The following is a 26,947-nucleotide window of genomic DNA, read 5'->3' on the forward strand; positions in this document are numbered from 1 at the left end:
CCGCACACGGCCTCGGCCGCCTCCGGCGTGCATCCGTCGGCGTGCACCGACAGGCGGCGCAGCACGGCCCGCTCCGGCTCGGTCAGCAGGTCCCAGCTCCAGTCGATCATCGCCAGGAGGGTCTGCTGGCGGGGCGGGGCGCCGCGGCGGCCGCCGGCCAGCAGCCGGAACCGGTCGTCCAGGCGCGCCACCAGCCCGTCCACGCCGAGCGCCCGCACCCGGGTCGCCGCCAGTTCCAGGGCCAGCGGGATGCCGTCCAGCCGCCGGCACAGCACGGCGACGGCCCCGGCGTTCCGCTCGTCGAGCGCGAAACCGCGCGCGGCGGCGGCCGCGCGGGCCGCGAACAGCCGGACCGCGTCGCACCGCGCCACCTCCCGCGGGTCGGCGTCCCGGGCGGGCACGCGCAGCGGCGGCACGCTCCACACCACCTCGCCGGCCACGGCCAGCGGTTCCCGGCCGGTCGCCAGGACGCGCAGCCCGGGGACGCCGCGCAGCAGCCGGTCGGTCAGCTCGGCGGCCTGCTCGACGACGTGCTCGCAGTTGTCCAGGACGAGCAGCATCCGCCGGGCGCGCAGCGCCGCGACGAGGCGCTCGACGGGCGTGCCGCGCCCCGGCGGGTCGCGGACGTCCAGGGCCGCCATCACCATGTCGGTCAGCGGGCCGAGCGGGTCGCCGGCGGTCGGCGGCGGCTCGTAGGCCGCCAGCTCCACCAGCCAGGCGCCGTCGGGGAACGCGGCCGCGACCCGGTCCGCCACGGCCAGCGCGAGCCGCGTCTTGCCGACGCCGCCGGGCCCGGTCAGCGTGACCAGCCGGTCGCCGCGCAGCCGGGCCTCGATCTCCGCGATGGCCGCGTCCCGCCCGATCAGCTCGGAGACGGGGGCGGGCAGGTTCCCCCGGGGCGGGCCGCCGAGGGACGGGTCCTGCGTCAGGATGGCCCGGTGCAGCGCGACGAGTTCCGGGCCCGGGTCGAGGCCCAGTTCGTCTGCCAGCTGCGCGCGCAGCGACGCGAAGCTCTCCAGCGCCTCGCGCGGCCGCCCCGCCAGGTAGAGGGCGCGCATGTGCAGGGCGCGCAGCCGTTCGCGCAGCGGGTGGGCGGCCACCAGGTCGCCCAGCTCGGCGGCCGTCGCGGCGTGCTCGCCCAGCGCCAGGCGCGCTTCGGCGTGGTCCTCCAGCGCGGCGAGCCGCAGGTCCTCCAGCCTGGTGATCGTCGGCTGGGCGAACGGCTCGTCGGCGAAGTCGGCGAGCGCGGGGCCGCGCCACAGCGCCAGCGCGTCGCGCAGCAGCTCCGCCCGGGCGGCGGGGTCGTCGGTGCGCCGCGCCCGCGCGAGCATGTCGGTGAACCGCACGGCGTCCAGGCCGTCCGCGCCGATGTGCAGGACGTATCCGGCGGGCCGCGTCTCGACCAGGGCCCGGCCGCCGGGCTGGGCGTCCTCCAGCACCCGCCGCAACTGGGACACCTTGGCCGACAGCGCGAGCGCCGGGTTGCCCGGCGGGCGCGCGCCCCACAGGTCGTCGATGAGGCGGTCGGCGGGCACCGGGCGGCCCTCGTGCACGAGCAGGTCGGCCAGGAGCGCGCGGACCTTCCGGCCGGGCACCGCGACCGGCGAGCCGTCGTCGGTCCACACCGCCACGGGCCCCAGCACCCCGAACCGCATGAGCGGCACGATAACCGCTCCGACCAGCCGAAGACAGACCGTAAAGATCCCGTAAACGCCTCCGGGCACCCTCGTCTCGTCACGCAACGGGGACCACGGGGGGCGGAGATGTCGGACAGGCCGCGGCCGTCGTCATCCGCGCGCCGAGCACCCCTACCCGACGGAACCGCACGGAGGAGAGCACATGGGCAACATCGTCGCGCTGAGCTACGTCTCGCTGGACGGCGTCGCGGAGCGTCCGGACCAGTGGACGATGGAGTACTTCGTCCCCGAGCACGCCACGTTCGCCCACGGCCAGCTGTTCGCCAGCGACGCGCTGCTGCTGGGCCGCGTCACCTACGAGGGCTTCGCCGCCTCGTGGCCGAACATGGAGGAGCAGACCGGGGAGTTCGGCGTCCGCATGAACACCCTGCCCAAGTACGTCGTCTCCACCACCCTGGAGAAGGCCGAGTGGAACAACTCGACCGTCATCCGGGAGAACGTCCGCGAGGAGATCGCCGCCCTGAAGAAGCGGTACGACAAGGACATCCTGGTCTACGGGAGCATGGGACTGGTCGACTCGCTCATCGAGTACGGCCTGCTGGACGAGTTGAAGCTGTGGCTGCACCCGGTCGTGGTCGGCTCGGGCAAGAAGATGTTCCGCGACGGGGCCCCGCTGTCGAAGTGGACGCTGGCCGGCACGACCGTCATGGCGTCGTCCGGCACCATCGTCCTGGACTACCGCCCGGCCGCCGCCGGGTGACACCCGCGGGGAGCGGAACGGCGGCCCCGGCCCGGGCCGCCTCCGCCGGGGTCACGCCTCGCCGCGCACCATGGCGATCAGGCGGTCCAGGACGCGCGCGTCGGCGGACAGGCCGTTGTGGGCGTACTCGTTGGTCACCCACGTCCGCAGGCCCGCGATGCGGTCGGCGGTCTGCAGCGAGTGGTCGCGGTCCACGTACATGTCGTCGTAGTACACGGCGGCGGCCACCGGCACCGCATTGGCGGCCAGCCGGTCCACGTCGTACAGGTCCGGCCAGTCCTCGTATGCGGCGAGCAGTTCGGCGCACTCGCGCAGAGGCCGCAGCGCCGGGTCCTCCTCGAAGAACCACGGGTAGATCATCTCCCCGACGAAGCGCACCGGCCCGTCGCCGTCCAACGCGAACTGCGGGAACTCGTCGCGTACCCGGTGTGCCGACCACCGGGAGGCGGTCCCTTGGCAGTAGCACGCCTCGTGCAGCAGCGCGTAGATGGGGCGGGCGGCGTACGACACGGCCGCGTCCACCGCGCGCAGGAAGGCGTCGGACAGCTCGTCGCGCCCGATGAACGCCTCTTCCAGCAGGTAGTGCAGGTTGTGGAACTGCACGGACGAGCCGAGGCCGATGCCGAGCGTCTGGAACCGGCGGGCCGTCAGGCGTTCCCCGCCGGGCAGCCGCACGTCGCGCTCGCGCAGATGCCGCACGATGCGGCGCACGATCTCCTGATCGTCGGGATAGCGCGCGAAGTACCGCTCGTTGGCGGCCAGCACGCGCGGATAGGCGGCGCGGTAGACCTCGTCCGGTCCGGCCGTGAGGCTCGGCAGCCCGCCGGTGATGAACGCCTCGCGCAGGCCCTCCGGCGCCAGCGACAGGTACGTGACCGCGCAGAAGCCTCCGAAGCTCTGGCCGAGCACGCTCCACGGCCGGTCTCCGATGAGCCGGCGGCGCAGCAGCTCGGCGTCCCGGACGATGGAGTCGGCGCGGAAGTGCCGCAGGTACGCGGCAGCCTCGGCCGGGTCCGCCGGGAGCGTCTGCCGGTTGGCGGGAGTGCTGCGTCCCGTGCCGCGCTGGTCGAGCAGCAGCACCCGGTACTCGCGCAGGGCGCGGTCCAGCCACGCCCCCGGGTCCGCACCGGGCCGGATCGCCTTGTGGCCCGGCCCGCCTTGGAGGAACAGCAGCCACGGCAGGTCGCTGTCCTCCTTGCCCGGCGCCACCACTTCCCGCGCGTAGACCTCGATGGCGGGTCCGGCCGGGTCGGCGTGGTCCAGCGGCACTTCCAGCACGTGGTCTTTGCAGACGAGCCCAGGACGACGAAACGCAGACTGCATGCCCCCACTATGTCGCTTGCGGCGGGCGCCCGGGTCACCGGACGGAGGCGACCCGCGGTCCGGGCGGCCGGTTCGCTTCCCCGCCCGGACCGCGCGCCGGCGGACCAGCGGCCGCGCCTCGTCGTCGGCGCCGCGCTCCTGAGGGCGCGACGGGTCAGCAGTTGCCGGTGGCGGGCTTGCCCTCGAAGCGGTCCGCCAGGAAGCGGGTGACGTCCCCGGCGGCGAGCCAGTCGGTGGTCAGGTGCTCACCCACGTACGTGGCCTTCCACGTTGTGGTGATGCCCGCCGCGCAGTAGGCGGCGCGGGTCGCGTCCTCGGTCTCGGTCGGGATGATCTCCTCCAGGAGTCCGCGGTACTGGAACACCGGGAAGCCGATCTTGTACCGGGCGTTCGACGCGGGCGTGCCGATGTCCACGCCGAGCCTGCTGCGGTCGGCGAGCTCGCCCCAGGTGCCGTCCGGGCCGCGCAGCTGCCAGATCTGGTCGAGGGTCAGCTTGTCCTTGGTGAAGTTCTCCACGCGGGCGCCGAGGAACCGTCCCAGCGTCCCGTACAGGCAGAGCTTCTTCGCGTCCGCCACCGCCTTGCGGCCCACGTCGTTCAAGAGCTCGTCGAACGGCATGTCCGGGTAGGCGGCGTTGTGCCCGATCAGCGCGTCCGCGGCGAACCCGGCGAACAGGCCGCCGTTGAGGCCCGCGGCCGTCACCTTCAGATCGCCGGGAACGCCCCCGGCCGCGGCGCCCGCCACGTCCAGCTCGGGCGCGTAGGAGGCGGCGAGCTGCGCGGCCCACAGGGCGGCCTGGCCGCCTTCGGAGTATCCGGCGATGCCGACCTTGCCGTCAGGCCGCAGGGAGCCGCCGGGGATCTGCCGGGACGTGCGCGCGATGTCGAGGACGGCTTGGCCCGCCTCTCGTCCCACCATGTACGTGTGGACCCGGCCGTCGATGTAGCCCTGTCCGTCGGTCGCGGCCACGGCGAAACCGGCCTTGAGGAATTCGGCGATGTTGGGCGCCTCGTAGTGGTCGACGTAGGCCCCGGTCATCTGCTTGGAGAACGCGCACTGGGGGCCGAGGCCCGCCGTGCCCGGGTGGAAGGCGACGACGGGACGTGACCCGCCTTTGGTCCACGCGGTCTGCGGCACCGCCACGAATCCGGTCGCGACCGTCTTGGCGCCTTTGACATTGGTCGACACGTAGCGCACTTTCCACGCCTTCAGGAAGACGCCGCTCACGCCGGGGAGCTTCACCTCGCGACAGGCCAGCAGATCGCCAGGGGCGCCGTCGACCTGAGCCGGGGCGGCGGCGTAGATGTCGCCCTCCGAAGCGGTGCACAGCGAGGGAGCCGCGGACGCCTGCTGCGCGGTCGCCACCGGAATCGTCAGCGCCGCACCGAGCACGGCCGACGCCACACCAGCACGAAGTCTCATCGCCACTCCAGGGGTGGTGGCCGCCGGCCCCCTCGGCCCCCACTCGACAGGGCCCGGCGGCGTTGGACAGCGTTCGGTGACGACTGTCGCTCCGCAGTCCCCGCAGGTGTATGAGCTGGCGCCACACGCCCGGAGCCGTCGTTAGCAACTCATTGACAAATCGTCCAGTAAACCGCCGCATTTCGGCAGGCCACCGGGGGCGGCGCCCGCGGAACGGTCCGCGCGCTCTGCCCGCCTCCTTCGAGCCGGTCCGGTAGGCGTACCGTGGTGCCGGCCGAGCATCGTCTCGTAGGAGAGGTCGCCAAGTGATCGATGCCTCCGACGTGCGGGCCGCCGCGGCGCGCATCTCCGGTCGGATCCGCAGGACGCCGGTGCTGGAGACGCGGCCCTTCGCCGACGGCGCCCGCACGTGGCTGAAGCTGGAGCAGATCCAGCACACCGGCTCCTTCAAGGCGCGCGGAGCGTTCAACCGCCTGCTGTCGGCGGCCGAGGCCGGGGCGCTGCCCGACGCGGGCGTGGTCGCGGCGTCCGGGGGCAACGCCGGGCTCGCCGTGGCGTACGCCGCCGCCGAGCTGGGCGTCGCGGCGGAGATCTACGTGCCCGAGACCGCCCCGGCGGTCAAGGTGGCCGGGCTGCGCGCGCTCGGCGCCGAGGTCGTGCAGGTCGGCGCCAAATACGCGGACGCGTACGAGGCCGCCGCCAAGCGCTGCGCCGACACGGGGGCGCTGTTCTGCCACGCCTACGACCAGCCCGAGATCTGCGCCGGCCAGGGCACGCTCGGACTCGAACTGCTCGAACAGACCTCGGGAGAGGTCGACACGATCGTGGCGGCCGTCGGCGGCGGCGGGCTGATGGCGGGCATCGCCGCCGCCGTCGAAGGGCGCGTCCGCGTCGTGGGCGCGGAACCCGAGGGCATTCCGACGCTGCACCGGGCCCTGCGGGCCGGCGCGCCCGTCGACGTGGAGGTGTCCGGCGTCGCGGCCGACGCGCTCGGCGCCACCCGGCTCGGACAGATCGCCTTCGACGTCGCGGTGCGCACCGGGGTGCGGTCCGTCCTGGTGCCGGACGAGGCGATCACGGCGGCGCGGCGGTGGCTGTGGGAGCGGTACCGGCTGCTCGTCGAGCACGCCGCCGCCACGGCCGTCGCCGCGGTGCGCACCGGCGCCTACCGGCCCGCCCCCGGCGAGCGGGTCGCCGTCGTCCTGTGCGGCGGCAACACCGACCCCGCGTCACTTTAAAGTGACCGGAATAGTTCATTAAAGTGACCGCATGGCGGATTCCTACGTCGTGACGGGAGGCGGCCGCGGCATCGGCCGGGCCGTGGTGGAGCGGCTGCTGGCCGACGGCGCCCACGTGGTCGCGATCGAACTGGACGAGACGGCGCTGGACTGGACGCGGCGCCATCCCGCCGCGGCGCGCGTGCACGCGGTGACGGGCGACGCCGGGGACGAGGCCGTGGCCGCGCGCGCCGCGGACCTGGCCGAGAAGGCGGGCAGGCTCGCCGGCTGGGTCAACAACGCCGCCGTCTTCCGGGACGCCTCACTGCACTCCGCGTCCCCCCGGGAGGTCATGGACCTCATCGCCGTCAACGTGGGCGCGCCCCTGACCGGATGCGCCACGGCCGTACGGCGTTTCCTTGCGGCCGGGACGGGCGGCGCCATCGTCAACGTCACCTCGCACCAGGCCCGTCAGGCGGTGCCGGGATGCACGCCGTACGTGACCGCCAAGGCGGCGATCGAAGGACTGACGCGCGCGCTCGCCGTCGAGTACGGCCCGCGCGGCATCCGCGTGAACGCCGTGGCGCCGGGCTCGGTGCGCACCGAACGCTACGACGAGTTCCTCGCCCGGCAGGGTCCCGAGGGGGCGGCGCACATCGAAGCGGAGATGGCGCGCCTGCACCCCCTCGGACGCGTCGCCCGCGCCGAAGAGGTCGCCGCCACGATCGTCCACCTGCTGTCGGACGAGGCCAGCTTCATCAACGGCGCGACCATTCCCGTCGACGGGGGCCGCTCCGTGCTGGCGCACGACCCTGAGGCGTACGAGCCGCCCTCCTGACGCAGGGCCTTCCCGACAACGGGCCTGCCTGGCTCAGGCCCGGGGGCGTGCCTTGGCTCAGGGGCGGGGCGCCTGCAGCTGCAGGGGCGTCACCCGCACGGGCCGCTGCGCCATCTGGGCGGTGGCCGTCGGCTCCTGCGCGCCGCACAGCGCCTCGACCGCGTGCGCGGCCAGGGCGTTGTCGATCGGGTGCGGGATCGGGCGGCCTTCGCCGTTCAGCTCCTGGTACTTGGTCAGGTTGAAGCCGAACGCGACCTGGCGGCCGCCGCCTTCGCTGCTCAGCACCTGCGTCCCGGCGCCCCACACCGCGCCGTCGTGGCCCCAGAACGTGCCGCACGGCAGGTCCAGCGCGTAGAGCCCGAGGCCGTAGGACATCACGACGTTGCCGTCGGCGTCCCGGACGGGGACGGTGCGGCGCATCTCCTCCAGCGCGGCCGGTCCGATGATCTTGCCGGTGAACAGGGCGCGGTAGAAGGCGTTGAGGTCGTCCATGGTGGACACCAGAGCGCCGGCCGTGCCCGCCCAGGACATGTCGTAGAAGCTGTAGTCGCGCGGCGTCGGGATGAACCCGTACAGCGCCTCGTACATGCGCGAGTGGGCGCCGCGGAGCGCCGGGCCGTCGGGGAAGTAGGTGTGCTTGAGGCCCGCCCGGCGGATCACCTCGCGGGTGATGTACGTCTCCGCCTTCGTCCCGGTCACCTTCTCCAGAAGGCGTCCCAGGACGATGTAGTTGGTGTTGGAGTACGACCACTGGGCTCCCGGGTCGCCGGTGGGCGGCGCCTCCAGCCCCCATTCGATGAGCCGTCGGGGCTTCAGCTTGCGGAGCCGGTATTCGTCCAGGCTGTCGGCGGACGGTTCCTGCAGTGACGGAAACGCCGAGGCGATGTAGTCGGCGATGCCGCTGGTGTGGTTGAGCAGCATCCGCACCGTTATCCGCCTGCCGCGCTCACCCGACACGTCACCGGGCAAGTAATCGCCGATAGGGGCGTCCAGCCGGATGCGGCCCCGCTCCACTTGTTGCAGAACGGCCGCGGCGACGAACGTCTTGGTGATGCTGCCGACCCGGTGCTCCATGTCCGGACGGACGGGCCGGCCGGTGCGCACGTCCGCCACCCCGGACGCGCCCTTCCACGTGCGGTCGCCGTCCCGGACCGACGAGTACAGCCCGGGCATCCCGGCGGCGTGCGTGGCGTCCAGCGTGGCCCGCAGCTTGGCCGCGTCCAGGCCCGCGGGGGCCGCGGAAGGCGCGAGCGGCGCGGTGCGGGCCTGCGCGGGCCCCGGCACGAGCGCGGCCAGGAGGGCCAGGGCCGCGGCTCCCGCGCTCGCCAGCCGTCCCAGCCGCCTGAACCGCCTCGCCGCCATTTCCGCCTCTCTTCACTTGATCGCGGATATCCGAGTCTTCTAGGCCGCGCGCGAGATGTCATCCGATTTCAGTGTGAGATCGACATCTTTCCTGGGCCTCATCAATCTGTACGGCAGGACAGGGCCGACAAGACGAACCGGCGGCTATATGTGACCTACGACATCGCGAACACTCGGAGGGCGGACGAACCCACGGCCTGCGTCGTCAACGGCCGACCAGCGAAGACCGGACGGCACAGCCCGTACGGCACTCGAAGGGGGCGCCGCGCGGGCTGAGACCGGCGCGGGCGGCCCGGCGATCGCCGAAGGCCGGCCGGGGCCGGATCAGGCGGCCGAGGGAGACGCCGCTCGCGACCGGTTCCTCCAGCCGAACCAGGCGGCGGAGAGCGCGGCCAGTCCCCCCGCGACCGCCGAGATGGCGAAGCTGGTCTGGTAGGCGTGCCCCGTAGGGACGCCGGTGCCGCCGACCGTCTCGGACGCGAGGATCGCCGCGGCGACCGAGCCGGCCGCCACCATGGTCGCCGCGGACGTCGTGCGCACGAGCCCGCCCGCCAGCGGAGAGACGAGGAGCATCAGCACGGTCGTCGGGAGCAGGTACACGCCGGCCATCAGCACGGACGCCCCGAAGCCGCACCCCGCCGCCGGAGGAGAAGGCTGGGTACGTCTCTCCCGTCGACGACCGCTCGGGCAAAAAATGAGCGGAGACTCGGAATAGTTCGGATGACCTTGGAGTTGCACTGTGACGCGTGCAAGATCCGATTTGTCGGGTAGCACCTTGTCACTGCGCGTGTTCTAGGAGGTCATCGTGCACAGCAGCATTCCCAGGCCGCGCCCGAACCGCTCCCGAAAGCACATCAAGTCGACCTCGCTACGCGCGCTCGCGGTCGCGGCGCGGCTCGAACGGCATCACGAGAAGGAGGCGCCGCCGGGCGTGGAGCGCCGGGCGGAGCGCCGGCGGTCCGAGCCGACGACCGAAACCGCCTGACGCGAACCGGACTGGAGCCTCCGCGGCGGTGCGCGAGCACCGTCTCGGAGGCTCGTGCATTCACGGGGGGGACGCTCGCCACGGAGACGGGCCCGCGCCGCCCGGCCCGCCCGACGGCGGGCGCGCCCCGTAGCGGCGCATGCACGTCATACCGGGCCGCACGGTGATATCTCCGCCTTCGGCACCGCATGCCGCGCTCGACACATAGTCTGACTAGGCACGTGTCCGATGCGACGGAGAGAGAGTGGTGTGACGGACCAGACGATGCCGGATGCCCGGCCGCTGCGCCCGGGCGATCCGACCCGGCTGGGCGCGTACGAGATCGTCGGGCGGCTCGGCGAGGGCGGGCAGGGCTCGGTCTTCCTCGGCCGCCGGGTCGGCGGCACCGATCCCGTCGCCGTCAAGCTGCTGCACGCGGGCCAGGCCGTGGACGAGGCGGCGCGGGCCCGGTTCGTCCGGGAGCTGGAGGTGGCCAAGCGGGTCGCGCGGTTCTGCACCGCGCAGGTCCTGGACGCCGACGTCGACGGCGACCGGCCGTACATCGTCAGCGAGTACGTGCCGGGACGGTCCCTGTTCCGCCTGGTCCAGAAGGAGGGCCCGCGCACCGGGGGCGCGCTGGAGCGGCTGGCCGTCGGCACGCTGACCGCGCTCATCGCCATCCACCAGGCCGGCATCGTCCACCGCGACTTCAAGCCGCACAACGTCATGATGGGCCCGGACGGGCCCCGCGTGATCGACTTCGGGGTGGCCCGCGCGCTGGACGCGGCGGGCGAGACGCAGAACGTCGGCACCCCCGCCTACATGTCGCCGGAGCACTTCACCGGGGCCGAGGTGGGCCCGGCCTCGGACATGTTCGCCTGGGGCAGCACGATGGTGTTCGCCGCCAACGGCCGTCCCGCCTTCGGCAACGACGAGATGGCGGCGGTGATGCACCGGATCCTCACCGGCGAGCCGGACCTGGGGGCGTTGCCGAGCCCGTTGCGGGAGGTGGTCGCCGACTGCCTGGCCAAGGACCCGCGGCAGCGGCCGACGGCCCGGCAGGCTCAAGAGCGCCTCGTGGGGGCGGCCGCGTCCGGGGCCCCGGCCGCCGCGCCTGCGGCCGCGACGCCCGCCGCGCCGCCTCCCGCGCCGTGGGTACCGCAGGACGGTCCGCTCAGGGAGAACACGTCGCCCGAGACCAACCCGCAGACCCAGCCTCAGACGACTCCTCAAACGACTCCTCAAACGGCTCCGCAGGCGACTCCTCAAACGACGCCGCATCCGCTGCCTTTCGCGGCCCCGCCTTCGCCGCCGGGCGGGGGTGCGCTGAAGCCGTCGAAGGCGAGGCGCCTGGCTCCCCTGGCCGCGGCCGCCGCGGTCGCCGCCGTGGTGGGAGGGGGCTCGGTGTGGGCGGCGACCCGCGCAGGCGGCGACGATCCCGGCAAGGAACAGGCAGCCGCCGTCGGTCAGCAGGGAGGGCCGTCGTCCCCGAATGACGCCGCGGGTTTCGGCAACGGCACCGATGCCTCCGGCCGACGTTCCGGCGCCGCGTCGAGGTCGCCGCAGCGCAAGGCGGCGGACGGGCGGAACGGCCGAACCGGCGACAGGCGAGGAGGACAGACACGTCCCGGCGGCGGGGAGCCCACCGGCGGCGGCCAGAGCGGGCCGGGCAGGACCAAGGAGCCGCCCAACAAGTACACCCCGCAGCAGGTCTGCAACTCCGGGCCGCACGGCGGGGGCTACTACGTGCAGCGCTCGCTCGCCGTCCCAGGGGGAACGGCGTACCTGCTCTACAACAGTTCGGGGTACAACTGCGCCGTCATGATGAAGACGCGCAACGTGGGCACGCGTTCCCCGGCGTCGGTGTGGATCCAGCGGAAGGGCGGCGGGCAGGTGACCGACAGCGGGTCGTACGCCTGGTATGCGGGGCCCGTGTACGTGTCGGCACCGGGCGTGTGCGTGCGTTTCGGAAGCGGCTCCACGGCCGCCCCGTACGGGAACTGCGGGTGAGGTTCGGCGTCGCCGAGTCGACCGTACGACGGGCCCCGTGAGACAGCTGCAAGATCACGTCAGCGGGGAGGACGTGATCTTGCAGCTGCCCCCGTGCGGGTCCGCGAGCGGGTCGCGGGCGTTCAGTTCCGGGCGGCGATCAGATGGTCGAACTCGCCCTCCTTGGCGCCGAGGATCAGCGCCTCGATCTCAGGACGCGTGTAGATGAGCGCGGGCCCCTCCGGATGGCGGGAGTTGCGCATGGCCACCCGCCCGCCGGGAAGTTCCGCGATCTCCACGCAGTTGCCCTGCGAGTTGCTCCGCCGTGCCTTCTGCCACCGCGCTCCGTGGAGCTTGGCGGCGGACATGCCGTTGTACGCGGCGGGGACGCAGGAAGTGGTCGATGAACTCTTGCCGTTGTCGGTCTGGAGCATCATGTCTCTCTGAGAAGGTCACCGAGTAGCTCGACGGTGCGTTCCGGGGTCGCACTGTCGACACACAGGCGTTCCATGGCCTGCAGATACGTGTCGACGTCGTCGCGCTTGTCCAGATACATCGCGCCGGTGAGGTTCTCCACGTAAACCACGTCCGGCAGGTCCTGCTCGGGGAAGCGCAGGATGGTGAAGGCCCCGCCCTCGGCGGCGTGCCCGCCGAACCGGAACGGCATGATCTGGATGGTGACGTTGGGCAGCTTCGACATCTCGATGAGATGCTCGAACTGGCCCCGCATCACCTCGGGCCCGCCGATGGGCCGGCGCAGCGCCGCCTCGTCCAGCACCGCCCACAGCCGTGGCGCGTTGGGGCCGGTGAGGCGTTCCTGGCGCTGCATCCGCAGTTCGACGCGCTGGTCGATCTCGTGCTCGGGGGCGCCGGCGTTGCCTTGGCGGATGACCGCCCGCGCGTACCCCTCCGTCTGCAGCAGCCCGGGGACGAACTGCAGCTCGTAGGTCCGGATCAGGGTCGCCGACTCCTCCAGGCCCACGTAGGTCTGGAACCAGCTGGGGAGCACGTCGTTGTAGCGGTGCCACCATCCCGGGGTGTTGGCCTCCCGCGCAAGCTGCACCAGCGCCTCCCGCTCGGTGGGGTCGGTGACGCCGTACAGCGTGAGCAGGTCTTCCACGTCGCGCTCTTTGAAGCTGACCCGCCCGAGCTCCAGTCGGCTGATCTTGGACTCGGACGCGCGGATGACATAGCCGGCCTCCTGGCGGCTCACGCCCTTCGCCTCGCGCAGGCGACGCAGCTGTGAGCCGAGCAGGATCCGGCGCACCGTGGATCCGGCACCCGGCGTCTCTGGAGTCACGCCCAACCTCCCGGCTACATGGCGGACAGCGTTTCCGGCAGAGCCGGAAAATGAACTTAGTGTGCCACTGGGGTCAGTGTCCTGCCGCTACCTCCCAATCCCGCCGCGTGGCGGCGTCTCGTCGAGCTCGCCCGTTCAGATGCACGTGCATTGGGCCTTGCATTAGCACGCTACGATGCGCAGGATAACGCACGAGACTTCCGAGCCACGGCTGCACAACGAGATCACTCTGCGGGGTCCGGGGAATGACGTCACGCCACGCGCACGACGACACACGATGGGGAACCGCCCCCCTCGTGGAGTCGGCGGGCACACAGGACGATGCCGTGCAGTCGACGCCCGTCCCCGAATCCTTGGACCTGCCCCCGTACCTGGACGAAGCCCTGCGCGTGCTGGTCTCCCCCACGGGCCGTGCGCTCTCTTTCACCGTCCTCCCCGAACCGGAGTCCGTCACCGAGGCGCGCCATTTCGCCCTCTGCCACCTCGACGAATGGGGGATGGCGTCTCTCTGCGACGACGTAGGTCTCGTGGTCTCGGAACTGGTCACCAACGCGTTGCGGCACAGCGGCGGCGCCGCTTCCCACGGGTCGGCCCAGCCGGGCCCCACCGCTTATCGCGGCACGCCGACCTTCCCGGGCACGGCCGGTTATCGCGACGTCACCGGATGCCGCGACGCCATGGCGTACCGCCCGTCCCCCTATACAGACTCGTCCCCCTATACAGAGGGGTATGGCGCGGCCGCTCCTGAAAGCGCCTGCCACGGAGCGGCTTACCGCCCCCACGGAGCGGCTTACCGCCCCTCGCTCGACCCGCTGGGGTCCGCCCCCATGGACATCCGGCTGCGGCTGCTTTACCAGGGCTCCTGGCTGCTGTGTGGAATCATGGACGCCAGTCCCGCAGCCCCCCGCCGCAAGGAGCCGGACTTCATCGCCGAGACCGGCCGAGGTCTCCACATCGTCGAATCGTTCAGCGACCGATGGGGGTGGCGGGCCCTGCCCGGGGGCAAGGTCGTCTGGGCGTTGTTCCGCCGTCCCTGAGCCGCACCGGACCGGCCGCCCGGCCCCGAGCCCGCGGCAGTTCGGCGCGGTGGGCGCCTGGGATACCCGCGTGCGCGCGGGGTATAGGGCCCATCTCACAGCTGACAGGGAGAACGCGGTGCAATTCTCCGTCGACCACCGGGTCGAGAAGGACCTCACCATCGTCACGATCCGCGGGGAGATCGACGTCTTCACCAGCCCCCGGCTGCGCGAGACGCTGCTCGACATCATCGACGAGGGCCGCCTGCACCTGATCATCGATCTCGGCGAGGTCACCTTCCTGGACTCCACCGGCCTCGGCGTGCTGGTCGGCATCTACCACCGGCTGCGCGGCCGGGACGGCTCGATGGCGTTCGTGGGCGTCAACGACCGGGTCCGCCGCGTCTTCCACATCACCCAGCTGACCAAGATCTTCGTCCTGCACCGCACCCTGGACGAGGCGATCGCGGCGCACGAGTCGGCCGCGGCGGCGCAGCGCACCGACGGAAGCACCGGCCGGACCGACCCGAAGCGCACCGCCTGACCCTCCCGCCGCGGCTCTGCCAGCACGACTCCGGCACCACCCTTTCCGCCCCGGTTTCCCGGCTCCTCGGCGCCGTCGCGACGGCCCGTCCGAAGCCGCGTGCGCCCCCGTGGCCGGACCCGCCTCCACGGGGCGTGCGACCCGGTACGGTGAACACAGATCAAGCCCGCCGCCCTGGCCAGTGCCGCCGACGCGCGCGGTGCTGTCGCCGACGACAGATCCATCGACCGGACGGGAGCGCTCCGTGGCAGAACAGCCGCTGCATGAGCACACGCTCGGCAATGGCCTGCGCGTGGTGGTCTGCGAGGACCACGTCGTGCCGCTGGCCGCCGTGAACATCTGGTACGGGGTGGGCTCGCGGCACGAACGCGCCGGACGCACCGGCCTGGCGCACCTCTTCGAGCATCTGATGTTCCAGGGGTCGGCCAACGTCGCCGAAGGCGAGCACGCCGCGCTCCTGGAGAGCGCCGGGGCCACGTTCAACGCCAGCACGTCGTTCGAGCGCACCAATTATTACGAGACCGTCCCCGTCAGCCACCTGGAACTGGCGCTGTGGCTGGAGGCCGACCGCATGGGGACGCTGCCCGCCGCGCTCACCCAGGCCAACCTCGACAACCAGCGCGACGTGGTGAAGAACGAACGCCGCCAGCGCTACGACAACCAGCCCTACGGGACCGCCTTCGAGCGCCTGTGCAGACTGACGTTCCCCGAAGGCCACCCGTACGCGCATACCCCCATCGGGTCGATGGAGGACCTCGACGCGACCCGGTTGGAGGACTGCATCGATTTCTTCGCCACCTGGTACGCGCCCGGGAACGCGGTGCTGTCCATCGTCGGCGACGTCGACCCGGAGGCGACCCTGGCCGCGGTGGAGCGCTACTTCGGCGGCATCCCCGCCGGTCCGCAGACGCCGCCCGCCCGCCCCGGCGACCTCGGCCCCCTCACCGAGATCAAGGCCGAGAAGGTGGACGAGGAGGTGCCCTCTCCCGCCTACTTCGCCATGTTCACCCTGCCGTCCGACGGCGGCGACGACATCGAGGCTGCCGAGCTCGCCGTGGACATCCTCGGCGGCGGCTCCGGATCGCGCCTCTACGACCGGATGGTGCGGCGCGACCAGATCGCCACGGAGGTGTGGGCCGGGGTGACGCGGCTGGCGTCGGGCCCCTCCCTGGCCCTGGTGGAGGCCATCGGCCCGGACACCGACCGGATCGCCGAGGTGCTGGACGAGGAGCTGGCCCGCTTCGCCGAGGAGGGCCCGGACGCCGACGAGACCGCCCGGGCCACCGCGCAGGCCGAGCGCGGCTTCCTGGAGCAGACCGAGACGGTGACGGGGCTCGCCAACGCGCTGTCGCAGAACGCCACCCAGTTCGGCGACCCGGCGCGCGTGTTCACCGCGCCCGAGCGCGCCGCGTCCGTCACCGCCGACCAGATCACCGCCATGGCGCGGCGCTGGCTGGCGCCGGGCGCCCGGACCGTCCTGACGTACGGAGGTGCCTCTTGACCGAGTCCGCCGCGAACACGGCCGGGGCCGCCGGCACGGGTATCGCGCTGCAGCCGCGCCCCGTCCCGGGGCCCGTCCCGGCGTGGGCGTTCCCGGCCGGCGCGGAAGGACGCGTCCCGGACGGCCCCGCCACGCTCCGCTGCGACCTTCCCGGGCGGCGCCTCGCGGCGGTCCGCCTCGTCCTGCAGGCGGGCGCGGGCCGGGAGAAGGACGGTGCGGACGGCGTCGCCACGCTCACGGCGCGCGCGCTGCTGGAGGGCACCGAGCCGGGAGGCGGCACCGCGCTGACCGCCGCGTTCGAACGGCTCGGCGCGAGCCTGTTCGCCTCCGCCGACCTGACCGCGCTGCGCATCGCCCTGGACGTTCCGGTGACCCGGCTCGTCCCGGCCCTGGAACTGCTGTCGTCGGTGATCCGCCGTCCCGCGCTGGCCGACGCGGACGTCAAGCGGCTCGTCCGCGAACGCCTGGAGGAGATCGCCCAGGAGGACGCCGACCCCGGCAGCCGCGCCATGCGGGAGCTGCGGGCGGTGATGTTCCCCGCCGAGGCGCGCGCGTCCCGGCCGACCGGCGGCACCCCCGCCACGGTGGAGGCGATCGGCGGCGCCGACGTCCGGGCGTTCTACGGCTCCGTAGTGCCCGCGGAGGCGACCGCGGTCGTCGCCGGGGACCTGTCCGGGGTCGACGCCGACGCGGCGCTCACGGCGGCGCTGGAGGGCTGGAGCGCCTCGGGCGAGCCGCTGCCCGCCGCCGACACGATCATGCCGACGGCCGGTCCGCGGATCGTCATCGTCGACCGCCCCGGCTCCGTGCAGACGTACCTGAGCATCGGGCACCCCGTGCCGTCCCGGGCGCACGCCGACTGGCCGCTGCTGACGGTGGCCGGGCACGTGCTCGGCGGGGGGCTGACGTCGCGGCTGAACGCGGTGCTGCGCGAGGAGAAGGGCTACACCTACGGCGTGCGCGCCGGGCTGCTGCGGCTGCGCTACTGCGGCCTGTTCATCACCCAGGGCGCCGTGCACACCGAGGTGACGGCGGACGCGGTGAAGGACGCGCTCGCCGAGCTGCGCGGCATCGCCGAGCGGGGCGTCAGCGAGGAGGAGTGCGCCTCGTCCGTGCGCGCGCTCGCCGACCGGGCCCCCGCCGAGTACGAGACGGCACGGGCGGTGGCCGCGGAGCTGGCCGACGCCTGCGCCGGCGGCCTGGGGCCCGACTACCCGAGGCGCTACCTGGACGCGGTGCGCGCCGCCACTCCGGACGATGTGACGCGCGCCTACACCGAGCACGTCGCCCCGGAGGCGCTGACCGTCGTCGCGGTCGGCGACGCCGCGCAGATCCGCGGACCGCTGGAGGACCTCGGGTACGCGCCCGTCACCGTCACCGCCAAGGAGACCGCCAAGGAGAACGCCGACGGCTGACCATCGCCGCGCGGGGACGGTCGCCTGTCTTCCGTCCCGAATGTTCCGCTTTTCGGCGCGAACCGATGGCATGGTGGAATTCGACGGAGAGGTGCGGGGAGCGGCCCCACGATCGCGAGAGGGGAATCGGCCAGTGTCCTATGGGCAGATGCCGGGCGGTTACGGGGCCGGCGGCCCCTCGGGCGGGCCCCTGGGCGGCCCTCCGGGCGGTCCCATGAGCGGCCCCTCGGTGGAGACGATCCTGGACCAGCCGCACTGCCGTCCCGGCGGCGCCGTGGCGGGCAAGGTGCACCTGCGCGGCGGCGCCGCCCCGGTGGAGATCCGGCACGTCACCATGGCGCTGATGCCGCGCATGGACAGTGCCTACGGCCGGCCGACCGCCGGCCCCGAGGTGTATCGGGGGGCGCTGACCCGCGCCTTCCGGCTGGAACCCGGGCAGGAGCGGACGCTGTCGTTCTCGATTCCGCTGCCGTACGAGCTGCCGTTCACCACCGTGCTGGGACGGGAGCTCCCCGGCTTCACCATCGGCCTGTGCACCGAGGTCGACGCGGTCGGCCAGCCCGACCCGGGGGACGTGGACCCCATCTCGGTGGAGCCGCTGCAGTCCCAGCAGTGGGTGCTGGCCGCCGTCTCCCGCCTCGGCTTCAAGATCGACAACGTCGCGTTCGAACAGGCCAAGCTGCCCGGCGTCGCCCAGCACCTGCCCTTCTACCAGCAGATCCGGCTCGTGCCGCCGCCCGCCTACCGGGGGCGGATCGGCGAGGTCGGGCTGAGCTTCGTGGCGAGTCCGCGGGAGCTGGCGGTGGTGCTGGCCGCCGATCCGCGGTCGGGCCGTGCCGGCTCCGAGGACGGCCTCGGACGCTTCCGGTTCCCGCATGACGAGGTCGCTCAGATCGACTGGACGGTGAAGATCGGGCAGTGGCTCGACGCCGCCGCGGCCCGGGGACCGGCGCACGGCCCCTCCTCCTACGGGCCGCCGTCCCCGGCCCCGCAACCGGGCCACCACGGCGTGCTGCCGCCCCCAGGGCCCTCCGCCACCGGCCCGCACAGCGCCCCGCCCGGGCACGGCGTCGGCGCCGCGGCCGCCGCCTACGGCAATCCCGGTCCGCAGGGGCAGGGGTTCCCGCCGCCCGCGCCCGGCCCCGGCTCCCCCATGCCCGGGCACACGCCGCCCCATGGGACGCCCCATGGCACCGGCCCGGCTCACCACACTCCGCCCCCGGGGCACACTCCTCCCCCGGCGCACGGCCCGGCGCCGGTGCCCGGCGGTCACCCGAGCGGCCCCCACCCGTACCCCCCGCCGCCCCACCCGGGACCGGCCCCCAACCACTACGCTCCCCCGCCTGGGCCGCACGGCCCGCACCCGCAGCCCCTGCCGCCGCGCTACCACGGCAAGCACCATCCCCACTGGGGCGGCATCGCCGCCGCCGGAGGAGTGGCCGCCGCGGGCGTCGCGGGCGGTATGGCCGCCGGCGCCGCGTTCGACGCGATGGGCAACGCGGTCGGGTCGGCCGCCGCGTACGCGCAGGACGCCGCCGCACAGGCCGCCGCCGGATATGCCGCCGATGTCGCGGCGGAGGCGGCGCGCGGCGCCGCCGGGGAGGTGGCCGGCCAGGTGGCCGGGGAGGTCGCCGGAGGCATCGGCGAGGCCCTGGGCGAACTGCTCGGCGGCCTGTTCGGGTGACCATGCGTCGCCGGCTGGTTAGGGTCGGGAACGCCCGCCCCTTCCGAGGAGCCCGATGACGACGCTGACCGTGGTGCTGCTCTGCCTGGCGATCGCCGGACGCGAGCTCTACCTGGCCTTCGACAAGAGACTCCCGCGCGCGCAGGCCGAACTGCGCCTGCTGCACGGCGAGGTCGCGCGGCTGACCGAGAAGCTGGACGCGGTGCGCGCCGAGGCCGCGGCCCGTCCGCCGGACGCCGCGGCCGCCGCGCCCGCACCGGCCGAGCCCGACGCGGGCGTGGTGCACGAGCTGTTCGACCGGCTCGGCGCCATCGAGGACCGGCTGGACCGGCTCGACCAGGAGCTGACCGCGCTGTCCGGGCGGCTGGACGGGCTGGAGCTCGACCGGGAGGCGCAGCGCGGACTGGCCCGTTCGCTGGACGCGGTGGAGCAGGTCACCGCGGAGCTGCGGCAGGAGATGCTCGACCGGCTCGCCCGCGACGAGGGCGTCGCCCCCGGCCTGCTGCTCAGCGAGGAGGGCGAGGCGGAGGCCCTGCTGGCGGAGGCGTTCGAGCGCCTCGCGGCCGAGCACGGGCTGAAGGTGCGGCTGCGCGAACGGCGCGACGCCGCGGCGGGGAACGGCGCGTACCGCGGCACCGCGTTCCAGCTGTCCGGGCGGCGCCCCGATGCGCTGGCCGAGGAGCTGTTCGCCGACGCGCGCGGCCTGCACGACGCGGGGGACCCGTCGGCGCTCGCCGCGCTGCTGACCGAGCTGGCGCACCTGCGCGGCGGCGGCGTCGCCCGCCTGGGCGCGTTCACCGCCGTCCGCACGCCGAGCGCCCTGATCTGCGGCCTGCTCGCCGACGAGGCGGGCACCGCCGACGAGCCGTGGGAGCTGGCCGCCCGCATCCGCGAGCTGCCCGACGACCGGCGCTGCGACCTGAGCTGGCTGCTGTCGGAGGACTGACGTCAGGGGCGCAGGAAGCGCGGCGCCTGCGCCCCGGTGCGGTCGATGCCGAACGCCAGCAGGCAGCGGGGCGTGCGGGACGCGTCGACGCGCAGGCACAGCCCGAGCCCGAGGCCGGGGTCGACGACCACGACCCGCCGCAGCGCGCCGAGCGCCCGGCGGGCCCGCGCCCGGCTGTCGGGCCGCGCGGGGTCGTGCAGCGCGGCCGCCACGATGCGTCCCGCGTGGCGCCACAGCGCCGCCGAGTCCAAGATGCGGACCCCCGCCGCGGTCAGATCGGCGACGATCACCACGCCGGTGTCGTCGTCCTCACCGGGCGGCGCGGCGGCCAGCGCCCCCTCGCGGGGCCTGCCGGGCCGGGCGCCCGGCGCCATCGGCCCTCCGACGGCCCGGTGGTACCGCAGCGGGTCGAGCGTGTCGATGACGAACGCCCCCGCGTACGGCCACGACGCCCGCGCCCGCTTCTGGGGTCGGACGGTCCGCACGCCCCGGGACCGGTGCGCGCTGAGGTCGAAGACCATCCCCGCGTCGTCCAGCCACACCGGCACGCCGAGCCGCGTGCCGCCCGTCCGGTCGAGGACGTCCGTGATCTCCCACAGGCCGTCGGCCCCGCGATCCAGCCGCGCCGCCAGCCCCAGCCCGGGGAACGCCCCTTCGAGCACGGCCAGCATCGCCTGCCAGGCGCCGCTGCCGACGAACTCGCCGATGAACTCCTCCACCAGCGCTTCACGCCGCTCCGGGGCGGCCATGACGCCGTCCGGCTCCTTCGAGAACGTCACCGGCGGCGGGTCACCATCGATCGTCGCGGCGACGGCGCGGACCTCGCGAGGCTCGTCCTCCACTCTCCCCCTTCCGTCGATCTGGCCCGACTCCGCCGGGCGCGGAGGCTCCGCCGCACCGCCGCTCTCCACGGCGTGATCGGCCGGACGCTCGGCGTTGTGACCGGCCGGCTCCGCCGAGCGCCCCGACCGTTCCGTCACGGGCGCCCAGTCCGCGGATCCGCCGGAGGTCTCCGCCGACACGGCCGAGGACGCATCCGTCGAAGCACCCGCAGCAAGATCAGCCACCTCGCCGGACTGCGACGCACCCGGCTCGGCGCGCTCCGCGCCATGCCCGAACGGCTCTAGCGGAGAAACCGGTCGCTCTCCGGCGGGAACCCAGTCCGCGGACGCTCCAGACGGCCCCGACCACGTCGCCCCGGCACCCGACGTACTCGGCTCGGCGGGAGGACTAGACGTCTCCCCCGCGGCCGCAGATGACGCACCACCAGGCTCAGCCGGCTGCGAGCCGTGACCCGATGGCTCTAGCGGAGGAATCGGTCGCTCACCCGCCCGAACCCAGTCCGCAGAACCGTCAAAGGCCCCAGTGGCCCCATTCGACGACGTGGGCGCGGCACCCGCAGCGAACTCAGCCGCACTACCCGACTGCGCAGGCGCGGGTCCCGACGCCCCCGACACCCCCGGCTCGACACCCGTCCCGGCAGCGGGGCCGGGCATGTGGACAGGGGCAGTGCGATCGGGGGCTTGCCCACGCGCCTGCGGTGGAGGGCCTGCTTGCTCCCATGCTCCGGGTGGTCGGGCGGCGTGGGGTGGCGCGGAGGCGGACGTGCCGGACGCCATGGAGCCCGCGGCCGTCTGGGGCAGGTCGTGGGCACCGGGTGCGGCGGCCGCCGACGGGGTGTCGGTGCGGACGGGGCTCCAGTCGGCGGGCCGCTGTGCGCGGCGGACGAAGCGGCGTCCGGCGACGTGGACGTCGCCCGGGTGGGGGACGGGAGGATCGGGCTCCTCGGGCCCCCCGGGCTCGGGTTCGGGACGCGGGCGGTCGCGCGGGCCGGTTCTCACGTTCCCGATCCTGCGCCGCGGAGATGATCGTCGGCAAGGCGACGGGCGGGACGCGCGATCATGACCATCCGGCCGCTGGGGACGAGGAGCCGAACAGCGCCGCGCACAGGTGCTCCAGCCGGTCGGGGCCGTCGTCCGCCGCGAGCACGGTGAGGACGGGTTCCTCGCCGTCGCCGGTGTCGACCGGGTCCAGGCGCAGCCGCACGGCCACCTCGCGGCGCAGGACGGTCCGCTCGCCGTGGGCGGCGGCCACGTCCTGCAGGCCGACGGAGACGATCTCGGGCAGCTCCACGACCGGCGGGGGCGCGCCGGCGGACAGCGCGGCGAGCCACAGGTCGAGCAGGCGGCGGGCGACGCCGTTGAGGAACCGGCCCCAGGTCTCGACCAGGGGCGGCGGGACGTTCTCGGTCTGCAGCTCCGGCAGGCCGAAGCGGGCCAGGCCCCGGGTGGTGAACCAGAAGCCGTGCCGTCCGGCGGTGTGCGGGAGGAGCATCCAGTCCACGAGGCGGACGGCGCCGTCCGGGTCGGGCAGGGAGCGTTCCAGGAGGTCGGCGGCGAGCACCTGCGGGGTGAAGACGTCCACGACGGGGCGGCCGACCGCTCCGGCGGCGGCGCGGGCCGCCCACTCGTGCGCCGGGGGCCAGCCCGGACGGTAGGAGGCGTGCACGACCAGCAGATGGGACGCGGCCGCCAAGGCGGCCAGGTCGGCGCGGGTGGCGCCGTAGGCGGCCAGGAGCCGGGCGGGCGGCGGGGGGACGTCCTCCGCGGAGCGCAGGTCGAGCGCCATCAGGGGACTGTCGAGCATGCCCAGCACCAGGTCGCGCAGCGGCGGCGCGACGTGCCGGGCGACCCGCTCGCGGACCAGCTCGCGCGGGTCCGCGGTCGGCGCCGGAAGCGCTGCGACGTACGTGGCGCGCAGGGTCTCCGGAACCGGCAGCGTCAGCAGTTCGCCCACCTGACCCCCAAGTCGCCGTGCCCGCCCGCGGCGGACGGGCCGTCGACTACCGATCGCACCACCAACCGGCGTCCGCCAGAATCTGTCGCAACAGCGACAATCTCCTGTCGAGCGCCGGGCGTGTTCGATCTCCAGCGAAGACCGGGTGGGCGGCGCGCACGCCGCGTCCAGGGCTTTGCGGCGAGGAGGGCCCTTCTGCGAGGCGCTCTTAGTCCGCTCGTTCCGGGCGAGTGGCAGGGGTCGCCCCCGCTCGTCTTGACGCGGCCCTATACCCTGGAACGGAACGGAAAGAGCCGCGTACTAGTAAAATGTGACGGACGCCACGCAACCGATCTGCTAACCTTTGGCGTCTTATTTACTGGGAACGCCATCGACGAAGTGGCGGCGCCGATCGGGCGCGACCCGCGACATCCCGATGACGGGATCGCTCCAGGAACCGCGCCGGTCCGCGCACCCGCTCGGCCGGCGCGCCACGGCGCCGAGATCCGACCAGGTTCGCCCGGTCTCACCGGGGAAGGTCTCCGGGAGCCGTCTTCGCGGAATGCGACGACACCCGCCGCACCGCGTCACCCACCGGCGCCGAACCGGCCGGAACGGTGAAACGTAACCCCTTGCAGGGGGCGGCCGAACCGCCCGGAAAGCACGCACCGGCCGTGCCCAAGCAACCGGCCCGCTCCGGGTCACGACCTCTTCGGGGAGCGACTTTGCCATCTGCGACCATGCCTGCCCAGCACCGCCCGGCGGACACCGCGCGGTACGAGCGCGACGTCCTGCCGCTGGTCGACCCGCTGTACGCCAGCGCCGTGCGCATGACGCGCAACAGCGCCGACGCCGAGGACCTCGTGCAGGAGACCCTCGCCAAGGCGTACGTGAACTTCCACCAGTTCAAGGAGGGCACCAACCTCAAGGCGTGGCTGCACCGCATCCTCACCAACAACTTCATCAACAGCTACCGCAAGCGGCAGCGTGAGCCGCAGCGCGCCGGCTCCGAGGAGCTGGAGGAGTGGCAGATCTCCCAGGCCGCCACGCACGCGGCCGGGTTCCGCTCCGCCGAGTCCGAGGCGCTGGAGCGCATCCCGGACGGGGAGATCGTCGAGGCGCTGCGGGCGCTGCCCAAGGAGTTCCGCGACGCGGTCTACCTGGCCGACGTCGAGGGATACGCCTACAAGGAGATCGCCGAGATGATGGGCACCCCCATCGGCACGGTGATGTCACGGCTGCACCGGGGGCGCCGCCAGCTGCGCGAGGCCCTGGCCGACCACCGCCGCGCGCACACGCTCGCGGCATGAGCGCGGCACGCCCGCGACGCACGAGCAGAACGTCGCCCCGCATTCCCGAGAGCCTGCGGTCACGTCGGTGACCGCAGGCTCTCGCCTTTGCTCGACCCTCTCCCGGACGCTACGTAGTCACTTGACTACAGTGGGGCATGTCCATTCCTGGACCACGACCGAAGCGATAACACCGGGGGATTTCATGCTTCATCTCGTCGCGACCGCGCTCGCCGGCGCGGCCCTGGCGGCGCTGCCCGCCGCGCCCGCCCTCGCCGACCGCACCGCCGATCACACCGCCGATCACACCGCCGATCACTCGACGGCCCGCGCCGCCGGGCGGAGCGCCGCTCCGAAACACCGCGTCCGCTCCGAGCTGCGCCTGACCTTGACGTACCCGGCCAAGGACACGTCCGGGACCCGCATGGTCACGCTGCGCTGCCACCCGCACGGCGGCAGCCATCCGAAGGCCGCGAAAGCGTGCGCGGAGCTCAACCGCCGCAACGGCAACCCGGCGCGCGAGCCGGACGGCACCGTGTGCACCATGATGTACGCGCCCGTGGTGGCGGCGGCCAAGGGCACCTGGCGGGGACGTCAGGTCAACTTCCGCAAGCAGTACCCGAACGACTGCGTGCTGCGCTCCCAGACCGGATCGGTGTTCGCGTTCTGATCGTCCGCACCCTTGTCGACCTTCCGACCCCCTGGGCCTTCACCTGGTGGAGGGCGCGCGGCGCGGCCGAGGCCGGGCCGGACGGCCGTGCCGCGCATACCCCCGCGACGCACGGGTAGGCGCGAGGCACGCCATCTCAACGCCGCACGAGCGCAAAGGAGCTGTCAAACGTGTCGCGAAGAGTCAGCGACGTCATGACCCGGGGGTCGCGGGCATTGCCACTGGACGCCACCCTGTACGACGCCGCGCGGATCATGCGGGACGAGGGGATCGGCGACGTCCTCGTCACGCTGGACGGACGGCTGTGCGGGCTGGTCACCGACCGCGACATCGTGGTCCGGGGCGTGGCCGAGCGGCGGGACGCCCGCCACACCCCGCTCGGCGAGGTGTGCAGCGCGGACCTGGTGACGATCGGCCCGGACGACGACCTCGACACCGCCGCCCGGCTGATGCGCGAGCAGGCGGTCCGTCGGCTCCCGGTGGTGGACGACGAGCAGCGCCCGCTGGGCATCGTCTCCCTCGGCGACCTGGCGCGCGCGGGCGGCGTCGACCCGGGCGTGCTGTCCGGAATCAGCCAGGCGCCGCCGAACCTCTGAGGCCCCGCGCCCCCGTACGAGTCCCCCGCACGGACTTCTCTCCCGCACTCCCGCGGCGCCGCCGACCAGGCCCGCGAAGTCCATTGTCGGCTGTTGCGCGTCCCGATATATGAGTGCGTGTTCCCCGGCGATCCGCGCCGATCTCGTGGACAGATCGCGCCGTGAGGGTATGAAGCGGTCGTTCGAGAGGATACCGTCGTGGATGTGGCGCCGGCCGAATCCGTTCTCACCGACAGGCTCGCCTTCGAAATCGCCCGTCTCGGGGTCGTGGGGGAGTCCTCGGACGTGGGCACGCTGCACCGCGTCACCGAACTGGCGGCCCGTGCGGTGCCGGGGTGCGCGGGCGCGTCCGGCGTGCGCTGGAGCACTCCGCGGTCCGCCGACGAGCGCCCCGAACCGCTGGCGTCCTCGGCCAGCCATCCCGACCTGGCGGAAGAAGTCGACCGGCAGCTGGCGCGCGGCCACGGGCCGCTGTACGACGTCGTCCGCACCCGCCGGGCCGTCGTCTCCGAGGACGTCCTGGCCGAGACGCGGTGGCCCGAGAGCACGGCCGACCTGCTGCGCCGCGGCATCCGCTGCTTCACCACCACGCCCCACGTGAAAGAGCACGTGCTGGTCACCCTCAGCCTGTACGGGGTGCGGCCGCGCGCCCTGACCTCCGGCGGCCGCGGCGATCAGGGGCAGCACGCGCTGACCTCGCTTCTGGTGGCGCAGGGCAGCGCCGCCATGTCGAACAGCCTGCAGTACGACGAGGTGCACCGCACCGCCGTGCAGCTCCAGGAGGCGGTCGAGTCCCGGGCGGTCGTCGACCAGGCCAAGGGCATCTTGATGCACGCGCTGGGCTGCGACGCCGACCAGGCGTTCGCCGAGCTGCGCCGCCTCTCCCAGACCCGGCACGTCAAGCTGACCGCGTTGGCCGGCCGGATCGTGGGACACCAGGGACTCCCCTAGACCGTCCGAGGGGCCGCAGGCGTCCCGGGGAGCACGGGCTCCGCGGCGGCGGCCGAACCGTCAAACCGTCCACCCGTCCCGTCCCCGCCGCCGCGTCGCCCAGGAACACCAGGAGTGCCCATGCCCGACCAGCTCGAACCCGAGAGCCTGAAACGCGAGATCGGCGACCTGGAGGCGCGGATCGCCGAACTGCGCCAGGCCGCCGGCATGCGCGAGGCCGATCCGCGGGCCGCCCTCGACGCCGCCCTGGCGGAGCTGGAGCTGGCCCTGACCGCGCTGCGCGCCCTGGGCGCCGGGCAGGGCGCCGAGACGGGCCGCGTCGTCGACTCCGCCGAGACCGAGCGCCGGGTCCTGCGGACGGTCTTCCAGGAGGCGCCCGTGCCGCTGTTCCTGCTGGACCGCGGCGCGGGCGTGCGCCGCGTCAACCGGCAGGCGGCGGCGCTGCTCGGCACCTCCCCCGGTTACGTGTCGGGCAAGCAGTTCACCGCCTTCTGCGATCCGCCGACCCGGGCCGCGCTGCGCTCGCTGTTCGCCGCCGTGGTGCGCACCGGGCGGCGGCACCGCGCGCAGGTGCGCTTCCTGGGCGGCGCCGCCCCCGTCGACGCCGTGGTGACCCTGGCCCGGGTGTGGATCCGCGGCGAACCCGACCCGATGGTGATCGCGGCGGCCGCGCCGTCCGACGGCGTCCCGCGCGCGCCGGAGCGGCCCGCCCGGCGCGCCTCCCGAGCGGCGTCCGCGCCCCCGACG

At 73.8% G+C, this 26,947-nt stretch carries 25 protein-coding genes; 16 read left to right on the forward strand and 9 right to left on the reverse strand.

The genetic code is table 11. From position 1 onward, the window contains the following. Positions 1 to 1,655: AfsR/SARP family transcriptional regulator (locus tag AR3_RS22925; RefSeq protein WP_169803875.1), on the reverse strand; the 1,655-nt coding region annotated here is incomplete at its 3' end. Positions 1,656 to 1,839: 184 nt separating this feature from the next. Between AR3_RS22925 and AR3_RS22930 the strand changes: the two genes are divergently transcribed. Next, positions 1,840 to 2,397 (forward strand): dihydrofolate reductase family protein, encoded by a 558-nt coding sequence (locus AR3_RS22930; RefSeq protein WP_067916687.1) that lies wholly within the window; start codon positions 1,840 to 1,842, stop codon positions 2,395 to 2,397. A gap of 51 nt (positions 2,398 to 2,448) precedes the next feature. On the opposite strand, the gene AR3_RS22935 is transcribed toward AR3_RS22930, so the two are convergent. Continuing rightward, positions 2,449 to 3,720, reverse strand: a complete 1,272-nt coding sequence (locus AR3_RS22935) for an alpha/beta fold hydrolase (protein WP_067916689.1) — start codon at positions 3,718 to 3,720, stop codon at positions 2,449 to 2,451. 154 nt (positions 3,721 to 3,874) lie between these two features. Then, on the reverse strand, positions 3,875 to 5,143 hold the full coding sequence (locus AR3_RS22940; protein ID WP_067916691.1) for a lipase family protein: 1,269 nt from the start codon (positions 5,141 to 5,143) through the stop codon (positions 3,875 to 3,877). Positions 5,144 to 5,448: 305 nt separating this feature from the next. On the opposite strand from AR3_RS22940, the gene AR3_RS22945 reads away from it, so the two are divergent. Together AR3_RS22945 and AR3_RS22950 are read left to right on the forward strand one after the other, a co-directional pair. After that, the gene (locus AR3_RS22945; protein ID WP_067916693.1) at positions 5,449 to 6,381 is read left to right on the forward strand and encodes a threonine/serine dehydratase; all 933 of its coding nucleotides are present in this window, start codon (positions 5,449 to 5,451) and stop codon (positions 6,379 to 6,381) included. 31 nt (positions 6,382 to 6,412) lie between these two features. Continuing rightward, positions 6,413 to 7,198 (forward strand): SDR family NAD(P)-dependent oxidoreductase, encoded by a 786-nt coding sequence (locus tag AR3_RS22950; protein WP_067916695.1) that lies wholly within the window; start codon positions 6,413 to 6,415, stop codon positions 7,196 to 7,198. Positions 7,199 to 7,255: 57 nt separating this feature from the next. On the opposite strand, the gene AR3_RS22955 is transcribed toward AR3_RS22950, so the two are convergent. After that, positions 7,256 to 8,560 (reverse strand): serine hydrolase domain-containing protein, encoded by a 1,305-nt coding sequence (locus tag AR3_RS22955; RefSeq protein ID WP_083951795.1) that lies wholly within the window; start codon positions 8,558 to 8,560, stop codon positions 7,256 to 7,258. A 324-nt stretch (positions 8,561 to 8,884) separates the two neighbouring features. Then, a complete protein-coding gene (locus AR3_RS22960) occupies positions 8,885 to 9,175 on the reverse strand; it encodes a hypothetical protein (protein WP_067916696.1) in 291 nt (96 codons plus the stop codon). 190 nt (positions 9,176 to 9,365) lie between these two features. Between AR3_RS22960 and AR3_RS22965 the strand changes: the two genes are divergently transcribed. Both AR3_RS22965 and AR3_RS31820 read left to right on the forward strand, forming a co-directional pair. Beyond that, positions 9,366 to 9,545 (forward strand): hypothetical protein, encoded by a 180-nt coding sequence (locus tag AR3_RS22965; protein WP_067916698.1) that lies wholly within the window; start codon positions 9,366 to 9,368, stop codon positions 9,543 to 9,545. A 249-nt stretch (positions 9,546 to 9,794) separates the two neighbouring features. Next, a complete protein-coding gene (locus AR3_RS31820) occupies positions 9,795 to 11,534 on the forward strand; it encodes a serine/threonine-protein kinase (protein ID WP_067916701.1) in 1,740 nt (579 codons plus the stop codon). Positions 11,535 to 11,656: 122 nt separating this feature from the next. Here the strand turns inward: AR3_RS31820 and AR3_RS22975 are convergent, their stop codons facing one another. Together AR3_RS22975 and AR3_RS22980 are read right to left on the reverse strand one after the other, a co-directional pair. After that, positions 11,657 to 11,950 carry a DUF397 domain-containing protein gene (locus AR3_RS22975; protein ID WP_067916703.1) on the reverse strand — a complete coding sequence of 98 codons (294 nt, stop codon included), beginning with the start codon at positions 11,948 to 11,950 and terminating at the stop codon, positions 11,657 to 11,659. Further along, positions 11,947 to 12,813, reverse strand: a complete 867-nt coding sequence (locus tag AR3_RS22980; protein ID WP_174545477.1) for a Sco1979 family transcriptional regulator — start codon at positions 12,811 to 12,813, stop codon at positions 11,947 to 11,949. Before AR3_RS22980 ends, AR3_RS22975 begins: the two co-directional genes overlap by 4 nt. 326 nt (positions 12,814 to 13,139) lie before the next feature. On the opposite strand from AR3_RS22980, the gene AR3_RS32360 reads away from it, so the two are divergent. From AR3_RS32360 to AR3_RS23010, 6 genes are all read left to right on the forward strand, one after another. Next, positions 13,140 to 13,850, forward strand: coding sequence for an ATP-binding protein (locus tag AR3_RS32360; protein WP_227023351.1), 711 nt, complete (start codon positions 13,140 to 13,142; stop codon positions 13,848 to 13,850). A gap of 118 nt (positions 13,851 to 13,968) precedes the next feature. Further along, on the forward strand, positions 13,969 to 14,373 hold the full coding sequence (locus tag AR3_RS22990; protein ID WP_067916705.1) for an STAS domain-containing protein: 405 nt from the start codon (positions 13,969 to 13,971) through the stop codon (positions 14,371 to 14,373). A gap of 244 nt (positions 14,374 to 14,617) precedes the next feature. Further along, complete coding sequence (locus AR3_RS22995; RefSeq protein ID WP_067916707.1) at positions 14,618 to 15,874, forward strand: M16 family metallopeptidase; 1,257 nt, start codon at positions 14,618 to 14,620, stop codon at positions 15,872 to 15,874. Next, positions 15,871 to 17,289, forward strand: coding sequence for a M16 family metallopeptidase (locus tag AR3_RS23000; RefSeq protein WP_227023350.1), 1,419 nt, complete (start codon positions 15,871 to 15,873; stop codon positions 17,287 to 17,289). The genes AR3_RS22995 and AR3_RS23000 overlap by 4 nt, the downstream gene beginning before the upstream one ends. Before the next feature lie 214 nt (positions 17,290 to 17,503). Further along, complete coding sequence (locus tag AR3_RS32680) at positions 17,504 to 18,973, forward strand: sporulation protein (protein ID WP_169803876.1); 1,470 nt, start codon at positions 17,504 to 17,506, stop codon at positions 18,971 to 18,973. Between the two features lie 55 nt (positions 18,974 to 19,028). Further along, positions 19,029 to 19,919: a hypothetical protein gene (locus AR3_RS23010; RefSeq protein ID WP_067916710.1), complete on the forward strand. Its 891-nt coding sequence runs from the start codon at positions 19,029 to 19,031 to the stop codon at positions 19,917 to 19,919. 2 nt (positions 19,920 to 19,921) lie between these two features. On the opposite strand, the gene AR3_RS30790 is transcribed toward AR3_RS23010, so the two are convergent. Both AR3_RS30790 and AR3_RS23020 read right to left on the reverse strand, forming a co-directional pair. Then, positions 19,922 to 20,761, reverse strand: a complete 840-nt coding sequence (locus AR3_RS30790; RefSeq protein WP_146150365.1) for a hypothetical protein — start codon at positions 20,759 to 20,761, stop codon at positions 19,922 to 19,924. 1,057 nt (positions 20,762 to 21,818) lie between these two features. Beyond that, on the reverse strand, positions 21,819 to 22,715 hold the full coding sequence (locus AR3_RS23020; protein ID WP_227023349.1) for a hypothetical protein: 897 nt from the start codon (positions 22,713 to 22,715) through the stop codon (positions 21,819 to 21,821). Between the two features lie 719 nt (positions 22,716 to 23,434). On the opposite strand from AR3_RS23020, the gene AR3_RS23025 reads away from it, so the two are divergent. From AR3_RS23025 to AR3_RS23045, 5 genes are all read left to right on the forward strand, one after another. After that, entirely contained in the window at positions 23,435 to 24,004 is a 570-nt protein-coding gene (locus AR3_RS23025; protein ID WP_067916714.1) for a sigma-70 family RNA polymerase sigma factor, read from the forward strand. Positions 24,005 to 24,188: 184 nt separating this feature from the next. Next, on the forward strand, positions 24,189 to 24,653 hold the full coding sequence (locus AR3_RS23030; protein ID WP_067916716.1) for an SSI family serine proteinase inhibitor: 465 nt from the start codon (positions 24,189 to 24,191) through the stop codon (positions 24,651 to 24,653). Between the two features lie 170 nt (positions 24,654 to 24,823). Beyond that, entirely contained in the window at positions 24,824 to 25,249 is a 426-nt protein-coding gene (locus tag AR3_RS23035; RefSeq protein ID WP_067916717.1) for a CBS domain-containing protein, read from the forward strand. Positions 25,250 to 25,447: 198 nt separating this feature from the next. Beyond that, positions 25,448 to 26,200, forward strand: a complete 753-nt coding sequence (locus tag AR3_RS23040; RefSeq protein WP_227023348.1) for an ANTAR domain-containing protein — start codon at positions 25,448 to 25,450, stop codon at positions 26,198 to 26,200. Between the two features lie 120 nt (positions 26,201 to 26,320). Then, positions 26,321 to 26,947, forward strand: a 627-nt coding sequence (locus AR3_RS23045; protein ID WP_157406749.1) for a PAS domain-containing protein, incomplete at its 3' end; no start/stop codon positions are given.

Origin of the sequence: Actinomadura rubrobrunea NBRC 15275 (assembly GCF_001552235.1) — a bacterium.
GTDB lineage: Bacteria > Actinomycetota > Actinomycetes > Streptosporangiales > Streptosporangiaceae > Spirillospora > Spirillospora viridilutea.

Coding starts and splice junctions, on each gene's coding strand:
- AR3_RS23030 (WP_067916716.1), top strand. CDS start 24,189: ATGCTTCATCTCGTCGCGACCGCGCTCGCCGGCGCGGCCCTGGCGGCG.
- AR3_RS22950 (WP_067916695.1), top strand. CDS start 6,413: ATGGCGGATTCCTACGTCGTGACGGGAGGCGGCCGCGGCATCGGCCGG.
- AR3_RS32680 (WP_169803876.1), top strand. CDS start 17,504: ATGAGCGGCCCCTCGGTGGAGACGATCCTGGACCAGCCGCACTGCCGT.
- AR3_RS22935 (WP_067916689.1), bottom strand. CDS start 3,720: ATGCAGTCTGCGTTTCGTCGTCCTGGGCTCGTCTGCAAAGACCACGTG.
- AR3_RS22930 (WP_067916687.1), top strand. CDS start 1,840: ATGGGCAACATCGTCGCGCTGAGCTACGTCTCGCTGGACGGCGTCGCG.
- AR3_RS22955 (WP_083951795.1), bottom strand. CDS start 8,560: ATGGCGGCGAGGCGGTTCAGGCGGCTGGGACGGCTGGCGAGCGCGGGA.
- AR3_RS23025 (WP_067916714.1), top strand. CDS start 23,435: ATGCCTGCCCAGCACCGCCCGGCGGACACCGCGCGGTACGAGCGCGAC.
- AR3_RS23010 (WP_067916710.1), top strand. CDS start 19,029: ATGACGACGCTGACCGTGGTGCTGCTCTGCCTGGCGATCGCCGGACGC.
- AR3_RS22940 (WP_067916691.1), bottom strand. CDS start 5,143: ATGAGACTTCGTGCTGGTGTGGCGTCGGCCGTGCTCGGTGCGGCGCTG.
- AR3_RS22975 (WP_067916703.1), bottom strand. CDS start 11,950: ATGATGCTCCAGACCGACAACGGCAAGAGTTCATCGACCACTTCCTGC.